The organism is Verrucomicrobiia bacterium, from assembly GCA_035577545.1.
Classification (GTDB): Bacteria; Verrucomicrobiota; Verrucomicrobiia; order Palsa-1439; family Palsa-1439; genus Palsa-1439.
On the sequence record DATLVI010000023.1, the window covers coordinates 1 to 13,243 of the forward strand.

General features: G+C 56.3%; 12 protein-coding genes and 2 rRNA genes. 10 read left to right on the plus strand and 4 right to left on the minus strand.

Annotation, left to right across the window (positions count from 1 at the left end):
• Together VNL17_07740 and rrf are read left to right on the plus strand one after the other, a co-directional pair.
• A 23S ribosomal RNA gene (locus tag VNL17_07740) occupies positions 1 to 412 on the plus strand; the annotation flags it as partial.
• Between the two features lie 180 nt (positions 413 to 592).
• A 5S ribosomal RNA gene (gene rrf, locus VNL17_07745) occupies positions 593 to 708 on the plus strand.
• Between the two features lie 59 nt (positions 709 to 767).
• Here rrf and VNL17_07750 read toward each other — a convergent pair.
• Together VNL17_07750 and VNL17_07755 are read right to left on the minus strand one after the other, a co-directional pair.
• Positions 768 to 2,072: a hypothetical protein gene (locus VNL17_07750; GenBank protein HXI83967.1), complete on the minus strand. Its 1,305-nt coding sequence runs from the start codon at positions 2,070 to 2,072 to the stop codon at positions 768 to 770.
• 156 nt (positions 2,073 to 2,228) lie between these two features.
• The gene (locus VNL17_07755; GenBank protein ID HXI83968.1) at positions 2,229 to 3,065 is read right to left on the minus strand and encodes a PTS sugar transporter subunit IIA; all 837 of its coding nucleotides are present in this window, start codon (positions 3,063 to 3,065) and stop codon (positions 2,229 to 2,231) included.
• A gap of 105 nt (positions 3,066 to 3,170) precedes the next feature.
• On the opposite strand from VNL17_07755, the gene VNL17_07760 reads away from it, so the two are divergent.
• The 5 genes from VNL17_07760 to VNL17_07780 all read left to right on the plus strand — a co-directional run bounded on the left by VNL17_07760 (position 3,171) and on the right by VNL17_07780 (position 8,375).
• Positions 3,171 to 3,872 carry a type I 3-dehydroquinate dehydratase gene (locus VNL17_07760; protein ID HXI83969.1) on the plus strand — a complete coding sequence of 234 codons (702 nt, stop codon included), beginning with the start codon at positions 3,171 to 3,173 and terminating at the stop codon, positions 3,870 to 3,872.
• A gap of 110 nt (positions 3,873 to 3,982) precedes the next feature.
• Positions 3,983 to 4,423: a shikimate kinase gene (locus tag VNL17_07765; GenBank protein HXI83970.1), complete on the plus strand. Its 441-nt coding sequence runs from the start codon at positions 3,983 to 3,985 to the stop codon at positions 4,421 to 4,423.
• On the plus strand, positions 4,383 to 5,450 hold the full coding sequence (gene queG / locus VNL17_07770) for a tRNA epoxyqueuosine(34) reductase QueG (protein ID HXI83971.1): 1,068 nt from the start codon (positions 4,383 to 4,385) through the stop codon (positions 5,448 to 5,450). Before VNL17_07765 ends, queG begins: the two co-directional genes overlap by 41 nt.
• Positions 5,417 to 7,297, plus strand: a complete 1,881-nt coding sequence (locus VNL17_07775) for a glycosyltransferase family 39 protein (GenBank protein ID HXI83972.1) — start codon at positions 5,417 to 5,419, stop codon at positions 7,295 to 7,297. Before queG ends, VNL17_07775 begins: the two co-directional genes overlap by 34 nt.
• Before the next feature lie 124 nt (positions 7,298 to 7,421).
• Entirely contained in the window at positions 7,422 to 8,375 is a 954-nt protein-coding gene (locus VNL17_07780) for a hypothetical protein (GenBank protein HXI83973.1), read from the plus strand.
• Between the two features lie 26 nt (positions 8,376 to 8,401).
• On the opposite strand, the gene VNL17_07785 is transcribed toward VNL17_07780, so the two are convergent.
• The gene (locus VNL17_07785) at positions 8,402 to 8,725 is read right to left on the minus strand and encodes a hypothetical protein (protein HXI83974.1); all 324 of its coding nucleotides are present in this window, start codon (positions 8,723 to 8,725) and stop codon (positions 8,402 to 8,404) included.
• 11 nt (positions 8,726 to 8,736) lie between these two features.
• Positions 8,737 to 9,867 (minus strand): sn-glycerol-3-phosphate ABC transporter ATP-binding protein UgpC, encoded by a 1,131-nt coding sequence (gene ugpC, locus VNL17_07790; protein ID HXI83975.1) that lies wholly within the window; start codon positions 9,865 to 9,867, stop codon positions 8,737 to 8,739.
• Positions 9,868 to 9,989: 122 nt separating this feature from the next.
• On the opposite strand from ugpC, the gene VNL17_07795 reads away from it, so the two are divergent.
• The 3 genes from VNL17_07795 to purE are packed head-to-tail and all read left to right on the plus strand — an operon-like array spanning position 9,990 to position 12,904.
• Positions 9,990 to 11,750: an ABC transporter ATP-binding protein gene (locus VNL17_07795; GenBank protein ID HXI83976.1), complete on the plus strand. Its 1,761-nt coding sequence runs from the start codon at positions 9,990 to 9,992 to the stop codon at positions 11,748 to 11,750.
• Positions 11,747 to 12,376: a lysophospholipid acyltransferase family protein gene (locus VNL17_07800; protein ID HXI83977.1), complete on the plus strand. Its 630-nt coding sequence runs from the start codon at positions 11,747 to 11,749 to the stop codon at positions 12,374 to 12,376. The genes VNL17_07795 and VNL17_07800 overlap by 4 nt, the downstream gene beginning before the upstream one ends.
• Positions 12,377 to 12,406: 30 nt before the next feature.
• Positions 12,407 to 12,904, plus strand: coding sequence for a 5-(carboxyamino)imidazole ribonucleotide mutase (purE, locus tag VNL17_07805; protein ID HXI83978.1), 498 nt, complete (start codon positions 12,407 to 12,409; stop codon positions 12,902 to 12,904).
• The last annotated feature ends 339 nt before the right edge of the window (positions 12,905 to 13,243 follow it).

Here is a 13,243-nt window from a genome sequence, read left to right on the forward strand (position 1 = left end):
CGGTTTGGCACCTCGATGTCGGCTCATCGCATCCTGGGGCTGGAGAAGGTCCCAAGGGTCCGGCTGTTCGCCGGTTAAAGCGGTACGCGAGCTGGGTTCAGAACGTCGTGAGACAGTTCGGTCCTTATCCACTGTGGGCGCAGCAGACGTGAGGGATTTGTTCCTTAGTACGAGAGGACCGGGAACAACGCACCTCCAGTATGCCGGTTATCGTGTCAACGGTAGCGCCGGGTAGCTGTGTGCGGAAACGATAAGCGCTGAAAGCATCTAAGCGCCAAGCGCCTCCCAAGATTACGTCTGACGGTCGCAAGACCCTAAAGGCTCGAGGAAGACTACCTCGTTGATAGGCCAGGTGTGTAAACGTGGCAACACGTGAGCTGACTGGTACTAATAAGCCGTGAGGCTTGATCACTTAAATTTCCTTCGCAAGAAGGAGCGATTTAATAAATCAGCACTCTGTAGTTTCCCGCTTACTGTATGCAATTATCAGAGAACTTGTTCTTTCACAAAGCTGTCAGTGGTTCGCCCGATTTGTCGGGCCAGCGGTTCGCTTTCCGAATGCGAAGCGCCGACTCCTGGCAGCTTGAGATTTCCCGGTAGTTTTGCCGCAGTGGTCCCACCCGTTCCCATTCCGAACACGGCCGTGAAACGCTGCAGGGCCGATGGTAGTGCCTGTATAGCTTGCGCGAGAGTAGGTCGCTGCCGGGGTAATTTAAAAAGGCCCGCATTCAAAAATGAGTGCGGGCCTTTTGCTTTATCCGCGTGAGCTATTTGCCTTCCAGTTCGGTTTTACGGTCGTCATGGAGGGCGATGAAGTCCCGTAGAAACTCCACTAGGGGATCCTGCCAGATGCCGGTGTGGTTATCCACGATGTCCGGAGTCGCCGAGATGACGAGGAACGGCAAGCGCAGGGGAGGCTCTGTCTTGCCGGGATACGGAATCAATTTCCATTGTCGATCGGGAAGGGAGAAAAGCTTCGAATGGATCCCCGCCGAAGTGGATTCCGTCACGGCGGCCAATGATCGTACTTGGGCCTTATCCAGCTTGTGGATGTGGAATCCTTTGCGTTTTGTCCCCGAGGTCCCGGGAGTTGTGACGTTCGTACTCGTGTTGGCCATCAGGCGATAATCGAAATAATTCGTGTAATGCCCCAGGGCGGTTGTATTCATCACTCGCTCGTCGGAGCCTGGTTTGAAGTTTTGGAACAGTGACGGGAAGAACTGTCCGATGGGGAAAGCCGTACCCGTGGCGGAATCGTTCTCTGCCCCGATGGTCATGAGTACCGTGCTTTGAGATGGATTGTAGTTCGTGCAATTCAACGTGGCCTCCGCCAGGCCGGAATAAAGTAAAGTCTCGAACGCTGGGTTCAAGAGCACCACGAGGTCGGGAGCGCCTGCGCTGATTATCCCCACGGTGTTGGTTTCCCCTATCTCAAAAGGAACAACACTCTCCAGGGTGCTCTTTTTGAGGATGTTATCCAGGGCCGAAAACACAATGGCTCCGCCAAAGCTGTGCCCAATAATTACGAGACGCGTCGGGCTTTGATCGGTTGTCGCTCGGGGATTCGTTAATTGGTGTTTCAGGACCCCCAAGTGGACCAGCAATTCGTTCATTTCGCCGCGACCGATCTTGTGCGCGGCCTTCTTGCGGGTCCAAAACGTCAGCCATTTCAACAAGGGTAATCGTTGCGACAGGCCGCGCCAGCCCACATAGATTCCGATGACGCGGCGCCCATTGGGACCTTCAAACTCATTCCATTTGTAAAGAACGTGTCGAAAGTGATCCACCGTGAGATTGCCAACGTCGGCATTTTCCTGCCAACCATGGACAAATACCAAAATAGCGGCGCCGTTCCGCTTGGCGACGGGATCCTCAGCGAACTTATCGATGGCAGCCAACTGCTGTTGGCGGCTCCAGAACTTACCTTGATCGTCAAATTCGACAATGCCCAGGTCGAATTCCTTGTAACTTTCGATAATCCGCTCGCCTACTTTATTCGTGAACGCTTCTTCCGTGAGGTTTGTCGTGTCCGCGAAAGCGCCCAGCGAATTCGTCCCCAAGGGATCCGGCACGACAAGTGTTCTCAACTGCTTATGGGGAGTCGTTCCGACGCAGCCAACGAGGAGGCCGAGTAGTAGACAACAGATAGTAATGACTAGGGTATATGACCTGATGTTCCTCTTTGCCTGCATCATCGCGCCAGAACCACCTGCCAATCCGGGAACCGCTTACGGGACTGTGTCCTTTGTGAGCTTCGTGAGGATCTTCCACATTTCGTCAGGCTTTTCGCAATCGAGCAGCGCTTTGCGCGCTTCGGTTGATTCAAACGTGCGAACCAATCCCGCCAGCAGTCTCAGATAGAACGCCGTTGCCGCTGTCGGGATGACGATGAAAAAGAAAATCTTGCTTAAGTGATCGCCCGTTGCGCCGAAGTCGATGCCCTTCTCTTTTAAACCCACGGCAAACGTCAGTCCGCCGCCTTCCACGTCGCGCACATGCGGGAATGCCAGTCCATGCTCCACCGCTGTGCTCACGATTGCTTCGCGGCGCAGTGCCAATTCCGTCACTGTGGCCGTATCCTCTACGAAACCGCCTTCGCCCAAGGCCTTCGCCAGTTCGCTAATGACCTCTTCACGCGTCGTTGCTGCCAGCTTGGGAACCATCAGATTCGACGCCGAGAAACGTGCGATGCCAATTTCCACCGGGCGATTTCCGTCAAACTTCTTCTTGGGCGTGCGCGCGATCGTGTCGGGAAAGAAAAGGAATCGGCCACAGTGGGGGCAATATTGCAATTGCTCGCCGGCCTTTGCCGCGTTGACGACGTTGGCCGGTACCGCCAGGCCGCAACGCGAACAGTTTCCATGGGCCAGCGGAATTACAGCCAACGGATAGCGTTTCTGCAACCGGTCGTACCGATCCGCCACATCGGGCGGTAATTGGCTGCGGATCTTCGCGATGGATTTCTCCAACTGTGCGAGCGGCATCTGCGAGTTCGACGCCTTCTGCTCCTCTTTGGCAAAGTTTAGTTCCTGTAACTGGATCAATTGATTGAGAATGCTTTTCATTTAGAATTCAAGCTGGTTGAATGACACAGATGGATTATAAGCTCTTTTCACACTCCCGCAAAGACTAATCACTTTCCCTCCGCTCCATCTCGCGTTATCATACCAATGATGAGTCGCGCACAAACCCGTTTCGGTAACTACATGTTGGGCACCGTTCCTCGTGTCGTCGGGACTGTTTCCCAGGCGGATACACTCGCGCAGCTTGCTGTACCCGCCAATCGCGACTGCGACATTGTCGAAATCCGCCTCGACCATATTGGTCCCGATGTGCCCGAATGGGTGGAACGCGCCATGGCTATTGAGGCGCGCGGCCTCCCCGTCATCATTACCATTCGAATTGCCGAAGAAGGTGGTCAATGGAAGCAAGCGGATGGGGCGCGCATTACTTTGTTCGAAAGCGCGCTGCGTCACCTAACCGCGGTGGATATTGAGCTCCGCAGCTCAATAGTCGGGGAGGTTTCCGAGCTCGCCAGCCGTCACCAACGCGCGCTCATTGTCTCGTACCACGATTTTGAGCGTACTCCACCCGTTGACGAACTCAAGAAGGTTGTGGCCACGGCCGCCACCCTCGGATCGGTTATTAAAATCGTCACGTTCACCAGGACCGACGAGGACGTTGGCGTCTTGCGGACGTTGTTACATGAGAAAAGTTCCACCCCGCTCTGTGTGATGGGTATGGGACCGCTTGGGCCGCAAACCCGGGTGAAGTTTCCCAAGCTCGGTTCGTGTCTGGCATATGGCTATTTGGATGCGCCCGTCGCGCCAGGTCAGGTTCCTGCGCGCGATCTAATGCAGCAGTTGCACTGAACTCTCCACCGCGATCTGTTATAATTCGCCTGATGAAGAATCTGGTATTAGTAGGATTCATGGGTAGCGGTAAGACTGACGCCGGTAGGCTCGCGGCCGCCCGAATTCGAATGACATTTGCGGACATGGACGAGATCATAGAGCGGCGGCACGGGCAAACAATTTCCAAGATCTTTGAAACAAAGGGCGAAGTGTTCTTCCGTCTGCAGGAACGTGCCTTGGTTCGCGAGTTGTCTGCCAAACAGGACCACGTCATCGCCACGGGCGGCGGCGTTGTGCTCGATCAGAACAACCTTCGTGATTTCAGCCGCACCGGAATTGTCATTTGCTGCTGGGTGGACGCCAGGGTGGCCCACGAGCGCACCAAAAACACGAAACACCGCCCGTTGTTGGGAGATCAAACCGACCGACTTGCGCGGATTGAGACTCTCCTTCGTGAACGCGAGCAGTTCTACAAGGCCATTCCGAATCGCGTCGATACCTCGGCGATGAGCGTGGAACAGCAGGCTGATGAAATCCTCCGCATCTACAAGCTGCAAGCAGGATCGTAGGGAAACCTCGAAGACCCCCGAGGTTGCCCTGCAAATCAAAACCCGCGCCCGCAACATTGGTTTTGATCTTGTCGGCATCACGACGACCCAGTCGCCCAAACATACCCGGCAACTTCAGCAGTGGCTCGCGAAGGGTTTTCATGGCGAGATGGCGTACATGGCCCGCAACACCGACAAGCGCTCCAATCCTTCTCAAATTCTCGCCGACGCGCTGTCGTTGGTGGTGGTCGGACTGAACTATTATACAGGCGATCACTGCCAAACAGGACGTGTCGCGCGTTACGCTTGGGGCGCGCAGGACTACCACGAAGTGATGTCTGAGAAGCTGGAACAACTATCGGAGGAGATCGTCGAAATTGGCGGGCCGGGCACGCACTGCCTTGGGTATGTCGACACCGGCCCGATCCTCGAACGCGACCTCGCCCAACGCGCAGGCATTGGGTTCATTGGCAAGCACACCAATCTCATCAGTCGCCAGTTTGGCAATTGGCTTCTTCTTGGCGAAATACTGACGAATCTAGAATTGACGCCCGATCCGCCCGAACGTGAGTATTGTGGGACCTGCCAACGTTGCATGGATGTGTGCCCCACGCGTGCCATTGTTGGCCCCTACCAGCTCGACGCGCGATTGTGCATCAGCTACCTGACGATTGAGTTGAAAGGCTCGATCCCCGTCGAGCTAAGACCACTCATCGGCGACCACGTCTTTGGTTGCGACGATTGCCTCGAAGTTTGTCCGTGGAATCGGTTCGCCCGACAATCACCCGTCCGCCAGTTCCAGCGCCGCGAGATGCCGCCATTGACCGAATACCTCTCTTGGGACGAACCGAAATTCCGGGAGTTCTTCCGTGGAACGCCGATTTTTCGGATCAAGCGCCGCGGGTTCCTCCGGAATGTTTGCGTCGTGCTCGGGAACATCGGCGATGAAACTGCGTTGCCGGCGCTGGAGCGCGTGTGTCATGATACCGACGCAATGGTGGCAGAGCATGCGGCATGGGCAATCGAGCAAATTCAACGCCGACGCTGACTGACCGGATCTTTTTTGGTTCGTGGTCTTTGGCGCCTGTCTGGTTTGGATTGCTCGCATTGGCGGTCGTGCTTCGCATGTATCATTTGCCTGGGTTTGTCCTGAACTATGACGAGGCGCACTGGTTGATCTATAGTCTGGACAAGCGACTCCTGTTCGAGTCCTTGCAAAGCTCGCGCCCACGCCCCGACATTCTTTTCCCGCTGGTCGTTTCAGTGCCGGTGAGACTGCTTGGGCCTAATGAACTTGCGTTGCGCTTGCTCCCCGCACTGGCCGGGTCGCTCTCCTTGTTCCCACTGTCGGCATTGATCTTTCGATTAACAGGTCAACGTAGCACCGCGGCATTCGGCGCGGCATTTTTGGCGGTGCTGCCTCTCCATGTCTATTTCTCAGTGCAGGGTATTCCAGACGCAATCGCTTTGTTGTTCGGCCTATGCGCGGTCGCTTGCCTACTGCGCGCGAGGCAAACTTGTATGCCAGGCGATTTCATGTGGGTGGCGCTCTGGCTGACACTGGCGCTGCTCACCAAGGCGATCGCGCTTTACGGTTGGATATTTCTCGCGGTCGCGGGATTTTTCCTTTTTAAGGACCGCCGCCAACGATGTACTTTTTATATGGCGCTGGGTGTTTCGGTTTTACCTCTTGCTGTGGTTACATCCGTGATTTTGTTCCGGGGCCAGGCCATGGCGTTTCTACATGAACCGGGTGTTACAGGGACTTTCGGGCCATCGTTCGCCAGGCAGCGGTTGCACCTTCAATACTTTATCAGTTTCTATCGGGTATTGTTGCCGGTGGCCGTGGTTGGTGTCGTCCTCACGGTGGTTCGGGCTACCAAGGGCTCTTCGCCAGATGGCCAACTGCTGATCTGGCTCATGCCAGTCGTCAATCTTTTCGTTACTCCTTTTTTCCGCGCGGGACGCACGGAGTTACTCTGGCTGGTACCAACCGTCTGCTTGTTTGCGGCGGTCGCCGTGAGTTCGCTTCGTCGACATCTGGCCTTCTCTCTGACCGCGGTCGTTATGGTAATTCTAGTAGCTGCTTCCTTGTATGGAGTGCCGCTGCCATACCCTGGGTCGGCACAGTCACCGAGCGATTATACCGCGGCCGTGCTGAAGCGGCCTGGCGGATGGCCGTCTCGTGACGCAGCACGCTGGCTTGTCGCGCACACCTCGCCCGAAGACGGGATTCTATTGACGGCGTTTACTTTCACCGACCCGCTATTGTTGGATTTGAACCAGTCGCGTCGCGTAATACCCAATGCTGGCTCGAACTGGGCACTGCTCCGCGATCCCACCAATCGCATCAAGTACGTCGTGTTCACGCAGGATTACCGCGGTTATGCGCCTTATCTTGCCGCGTATGCCGACACGCACTTCACGCTACCTGCCGACGGGCAATTTCCAAACTACGCGATTTATGATTGCCAGAAGAGCGGTCGGTTGGTCGCATATCCAGACGCCTACGATAGCGCGAGCCCGGATGTACAACGGGGGATGGCGTTTCTTCAGAAGCATCAACTAGAGCGCGCGACCGAGGCCTTCGAGAAAGCGCTGGAGGTCAATCCCAACCATCCGGTTGCCAGCGCAAACCTCACGCTGCTGTATTACCAACTGGGTCGCCAGACGGATGGCGTTGCCTTGTGTGAAAGGAACATTCACCTCGGTATGAATCTGGCCATTAGTTACGGGGTTCTGGGGCAGATTCGCGAACAGCAGGGAGATCTGGCCGCAGCACAAGCCGCGTACAAGGAATCGCTGAAATTCGACCCCAAGAACCAGGTGACCTTGCAACTCTTGGCAAACCTGAAGGCGCGACTGTCATCTTCCGCCGTGCCCCCGACTCCTTGATAAACTTTGACACCGTGGAAAGGCGGGGTTAACTTAGCGGATGCTTTTTGTCTGCGTCCGCCGCTTGAGATGTTCTTGCTTCGCGATTCTTTTGGGGATTGGTGTAATCATTGGTCGAGCGACTTTGGCTGATACCAACCTCCTCGATAACGGGTTTTGGGTGGTTGACGGTACGGACGATACCGGGCCCAATCCAACCAACATCACACTGTCAGTGGATGGCCACTCCGTCAGTTCGTTCTCGGAGTTGGTGCTTTCCTACAATGTAGGCGGATCGGGTGTCGTGGCCGTGTGCACCATCAAGGGCAGTGGTGGGATTCGGCTTTCGCTGCCTCCGCCTGGTGAGTTTGGGGGGACATTTTTTACCACGGGCTACGAGGATTGTGACGATGGGCTCATTCCCACAATGTCGTTCGTGGAACTGGATATTCGGGCAAAAAAGGGTCAGAAGGGTGATTTGCAGCTCAAGGGAAGGATCTCCAATTTCACCTCGATGGAGGCGAAGGATTTCAAGATGAGGTTCTCACCGCCGGACGTTGACTCGACAAGTGTGGACGTGCAATACACGTTGTTTGCCACCCGCGATATTTGCGTCAACCAGACCAACAGCGCCATGGCGGATGATCTTCACGCGGTGAGCATGGCGGCCAATTACCTGTCGCCCAGTGAGCAGGAAAACGATTTGGCGCGCTATGTCAGAATCTCAAGCAAGACCTGCTTCTTCTATGGCTGCGTCGTCAATAAAAAGTCAGTTTGCGAGAGTTTGGTGGATACGAATGGTTTTCTGATTAACACTCCCCGGGCACTCGGCACTTCCAGCATGCTTCTCGTCCATACACAGCCATTGCCCCGGAACACCCCGACGTTGAGCGTCCAATTTCACACGCCCTCGCACGGGTCGATCAAGCCGCAAGGGTTTGTCACTGAGTCAGCCGACCCGACGGAGCAAAACATCACCCTTTGGGGCAATTGGGGTCCCGCCAAGGCGAGCTACCGGAACAAACAGCGAATTGAAAAGTTTCGTTACACGCTATCGGTTGTTCCGCCGCGGACCTATGGTTGTGACGATACAAAGTAGGGCCAACCCCTCGGAGATAATCGTATTCAGTGGTCTTCCTTCTCCCGCAGTTTCACGGCGAAATCCCGGTTCATAAACTCGCGTTCGAACAGTTCGCGCCGTGTTCGCTTTAGGATGCGTCGCACCAGGAGCATATCCCAGAGCGCCAGGATGACGGCCCCGAATGTGAACAGCAAACACCACGCCCAATAGAGAACGAATTGCAGTCCCTGCAATCGCTCGTTGAAGAGCGTCATACCGAGCACGACCATTAGCGCGCAGGCGGTTAGCAGGACACCACCGCAAATACGCAATACGATTTGGCCGCGGGAGAGGGGTAGTTTTTCGGGTTTTCTGGTAGCCGGCGCCATGCGCGCCCCGACTAAACGATGACCTGTTCAGTCTGGGCGTCGAAGAAATGGCTCTTGCGCAAGTCGAATGCCATCTCAAGCTTCTGCCCAACGTCGGCTCTCTCGTGTGGATTGACGCGGGCCACGAAGGTGTGACTGCCCGTATTGAGGTACAGGTAAATTTCTGCCCCCATCGGCTCAACGACCTCTACGGTGGCTGCCGCGGTCTGGTCGGGCTGGGCGAAGGAAGCGTACTGCTTGTCGTTGATGTCTTCAGGGCGTGAACCGAACACGACGGTCTTGCCAACATGGCCGGTGAGTTTCTTCGCCATCTCATCATTGATGCGCATCGAGAAGCCCTTTGAACCATTACCGCCACCCGCTTGCTCAATAAACCACAAAGTGCCCGCCCGCTGCTCAATGGCTCCCTTGAAGAAATTCATGGGTGGCGAACCGATGAAGCCCGCAACGAACATGTTTCTCGGATTGTCGTAAAGCGTGATGGGTTCGGCCACTTGCTGGATGAGGCCGTCCTTCATTACCACGATACGATCGCCCATGGTCATGGCTTCGACCTGGTCGTGCGTGACGTAGATCATCGTGGAATTGAGGCGGTCATGCAGCTTGGAAATCTCGGCGCGCATCTGAACGCGCATCTTGGCGTCGAGATTGGAGAGCGGCTCGTCAAACAGGAACGCTTTCGGCTTGCGGACAATGGCACGGCCTACCGCGACGCGTTGGCGTTGGCCACCGGAAAGGGCCTTCGGTTTGCGCTCGAGTTGCTCGTCAGTGATGCCCAGGATTTGCGCCGCCTCACGCACGCGCTGGTCGATTTCCGTCTTGGGGTACTTCCGCAACATGAGACCGAATGCCATGTTTTTGTACACCGTCATGTGTGGGTAAAGCGCGTAGTTTTGAAAGACCATGGCGATGTCGCGATCCTTCGGCGGGACGTCATTGACGCGCTTGCCGTCGATGAAAATGTTACCGCTAGAAATCTCTTCAAGCCCCGCGACCATGCGCAGCGTGGTCGACTTGCCGCAGCCCGAGGGGCCGACGAGCACGACAAACTCCTGGTCACTGATTTCGAGATTGGCGTTGTCGACCGCCTTGAATCCGCCGGGGTAAGTTTTGCTGACGTTTTCGAGGAGGACTTTTGCCACAGTGAATACCTGTTTAATTGGGCTGAAGCTTCGCAGGCAGTTTGTAGCAGAGTTGTCTTGCCTGTGTCAAACCCAACATTGCCATTTCGCAGGATGCTGGCCGGTGATATACTCGCCGGCGCATGAGTCGATTGGAAGAGATCTGGCCACAGTATCGACGGCTGTGGACATACGTGAAACCCTATCGCGGACGATTGGTTGCTGGAGTTGCGTTCGGGATTCTGTATGGCCCGGTAAACGCGGGTGTGCTGTCGGTCGTCAGCAAACTATGGAAGCGCGTTTTCGAACAATCCGGGGGTAGCATGTCACTGTGGCAGGCGTTTGCGATCGCAATGCTATTGCCCGCGGTTATGATCGCGCGCGGAGCTTGTGATTTTCTCGGCACCTACTTGATGAACTGGGTCGGGTTGCGTGCGGTGATGGACTTGCGGGAGCGGTTGTTCGATCACCTGCAGGCGTTGTCTTTGGATTTCTACAGCACCACCCAGACCGGCGAGTTGATCTCGCGCGTCACGAACGACGTCGGCACTGTGCAACAGGCCATCTCCAATGTTGTCGAAGACCTCGTCAAACAGCCTGTGACACTGGTCTGCGTGCTGGGCTGGTTGTTCTACCACGATTGGCGGCTCACGCTGGCGACATTGGTGCTATTTCCAATCTGTCTCATACCGATCTTGGTGTACGGGCGCAAGACTCGTGTTGCCAGCCGCGCAACTCAGGAACATCAAGCCACGCTGGTTTCCGTCCTGCACGAGGCAATCGTGGGGTTTCGGGTAGTCAAGGCTTTCGGGATGGAAAAGCGCGAGTCACAGGATTTTCATGACCTTACCCGTCGCGTATTTCGCGAGCGGATGAAGGTGATCCGTTCTCGGGCTATCTCCGGCCCGATCATAGAGATGGTTTCGGGATTCGCCGCGGCCTTTGTGTTCATCTACGCTTTCGTAGCCCAGATGCCGTCCAGCGAACTCATCAGCTTCGCAGTGGGCCTGTTCATGCTCTACGATCCCGTCAAAAAAATTAGCCGTGTGAGCCTTCAGGTTCAGGAGAGTATGAGTGGCGCGGAACGCGTCTTTAAAATACTGGACATCAAGCCCAGTGTTGTTGAGGCGCCACAGGCGATTACCTTACCGCGCTTGCGCCAGGCTATCCGCTATGAGAATGTCAGCTTCCACTATGGCGCTAATGGCGCGGTACTTGAGGAAGTAAACCTCGAAATCCCCGCCGGTTCCATCATGGCCATTGTCGGCGCCAGCGGGGCCGGCAAGACCACCCTTTTCAACCTCATCCCGCGGTTTTACGACCCGACGAGCGGCGCAGTGACGATCGACGGGCAGGACATCCGCCGCGGGACGTTCCAATCATTGCGCGGCCAGATCGGGCTGGTGACCCAAGAAACGTTTCTATTCAACGACACAGTGGCAAATAACATTGCGTACGGGAAGACCGGCGCTTCACGGGAGGAGATTGTCGAGGCGGCGAAGCGCGCCCACGCCGACGATTTCATCGCTCAGATGCCGGGTCGATACGACACGGTCATCGGAGAATCGGGCATGAAGCTGTCCGGCGGCCAACGCCAACGCCTCGCCATCGCGCGCGCGATTCTCAAGAACCCCCCGATCCTCCTGCTCGACGAGGCCACGAGCGCGCTCGACACCGAAAGCGAACGCGCGGTACAGGCGGCACTCGATGACTTGATGTGGAGCGGCAAGCAAAAGAAGGCGCACACAATGCTGGTCATCGCGCACCGCCTTTCAACCGTCCAGCACGCCGACTGTATCATTGTGCTCGACAAAGGCTGCATCGTAGAGAAGGGGACGCATGACCAACTCCTGGCGCTGGGTCAGGTTTACAAGCGTCTCTACGAGATGCAGTTTAGCGTATGATCGGCTGGTTGCTGCGTATTCTGGTTTCGCTCATTGGCAGCACGGTGCGCTGGCGCATCGATGACGCGCCAGGGCTGTTGGCGCAGACACCGGAACGATCCTGCATTTTCGCATTTTGGCACAACCGCATTTTCCTGATGCCCTACCTCTTTCGTAAATACTGGCATGCGCGGCGTCGTGATCGCGTGGCGGTTCTTGTGAGTGCGAGCAAGGACGGTGAGAAACTGACACGTGTCCTGAGCAAGTTCAATCTCATATGTGTCCGCGGTTCCAGCAGTCGCCGCGGGCAGGAGGCGTTGCGCGAGCTGACCCATCTGGTTGACGAAGGGTACGACGCCGGTATTACTCCCGATGGCCCGCGTGGGCCAAAGTATCATTGTCACGATGGCGTGATCAGCCTTGCGCAATTCACCCAGGCGCCGATTATCCCTGTTTCCTACGATCTGGGGCACAAGATCACAGTAAGCAGTTGGGATGGCTTCATGATCCCGTTACCGTTTACGCGCGCCACGCTGCGTATCGGGCCCCCCATGATCGTGCCCGCCGACGCTGGGGACCAGGAGCGTGAGCAAAAAAGGCTTGAACTCGAGAATGCTTTGAAGTCTTTGTGTAGCAATCCGGAGTGAAGTGACACAACTTTTGAAATGCAGGAACGGATGAGCAAAACAGGTAAACCTTTTGTCGGAATTCTCATGGGCAGCGACTCGGATTGGGCGACGATGAAGTTGGCGGTGGACGCCTGTGAGGAGTTTGGCGTTGAGACCGAGGCGCAGGTGATGTCGGCGCATCGGACGCCGGACGATGTCGCCCAATACGCGCGCACAGCGCACGTACGCGGACTGCGCGTGCTCATTGCTGGCGCGGGCGGTGCGGCGCATCTTGCGGGAGTGGTGGCCGCGCAGACGCCGTTACCGGTGATTGGCGTGCCGATCGAGTCGAAAACTTTGAAGGGACTCGACTCTTTGTTGTCCATGGTGCAGATGCCCGCTGGCGTGCCCGTGGCGACCGTGGCAATCGGCGCGGCGCGCAACGCGGGGCTGTTGGCTGTTCAGATCTTGGCGGTTGCTGACGTGAAACTGCGGGCGAAATATATCGAGTTCAAGAAGCGCCTCGCCGACGAGTCGCGGGCAAAGAACGTCGGGCTTCAAGGTTAAGCGATTTTCTTTTTCCAGCGATCCCAGATATTTACTGGCCTCCACAGCCGAGTTATTTTTTGAACGAAACCCCGGGCACGGTGTCGAATCCTAACAGAAGGCAATGGGTGCCCGTGAACAACCAACGATGGTGGCTGCGCTTCTCCTAGCCTCACCTGGCCTCACCCAGGACACTACCGTCTAGTTTGCGGGCACCCGCCAATTTTCACGACCTCCCCCGCTCCCGATACATTCGCCAATCCTCCATCACCTCCCTCACATAATCCCTCACCCCCGGCCACGTTATCCCCCCCACGAACTCCTCCACCCCCAACTCCCCACCACCCCCCGACACATCAC

Excerpts from the sequence above, each read along its gene's own strand:
- VNL17_07755 (HXI83968.1), bottom strand. The coding sequence starts at position 3,065 with ATGAAAAGCATTCTCAATCAATTGATCCAGTTACAGGAACTAAACTTT.
- VNL17_07760 (HXI83969.1), top strand. The coding sequence starts at position 3,171 with ATGATGAGTCGCGCACAAACCCGTTTCGGTAACTACATGTTGGGCACC.
- VNL17_07765 (HXI83970.1), top strand. The coding sequence starts at position 3,983 with ATGACATTTGCGGACATGGACGAGATCATAGAGCGGCGGCACGGGCAA.
- queG (HXI83971.1), top strand. The coding sequence starts at position 4,383 with ATGAAATCCTCCGCATCTACAAGCTGCAAGCAGGATCGTAGGGAAACC.
- VNL17_07775 (HXI83972.1), top strand. The coding sequence starts at position 5,417 with ATGGGCAATCGAGCAAATTCAACGCCGACGCTGACTGACCGGATCTTT.
- VNL17_07785 (HXI83974.1), bottom strand. The coding sequence starts at position 8,725 with ATGGCGCCGGCTACCAGAAAACCCGAAAAACTACCCCTCTCCCGCGGC.
- VNL17_07795 (HXI83976.1), top strand. The coding sequence starts at position 9,990 with ATGAGTCGATTGGAAGAGATCTGGCCACAGTATCGACGGCTGTGGACA.
- VNL17_07800 (HXI83977.1), top strand. The coding sequence starts at position 11,747 with ATGATCGGCTGGTTGCTGCGTATTCTGGTTTCGCTCATTGGCAGCACG.
- purE (HXI83978.1), top strand. The coding sequence starts at position 12,407 with ATGAGCAAAACAGGTAAACCTTTTGTCGGAATTCTCATGGGCAGCGAC.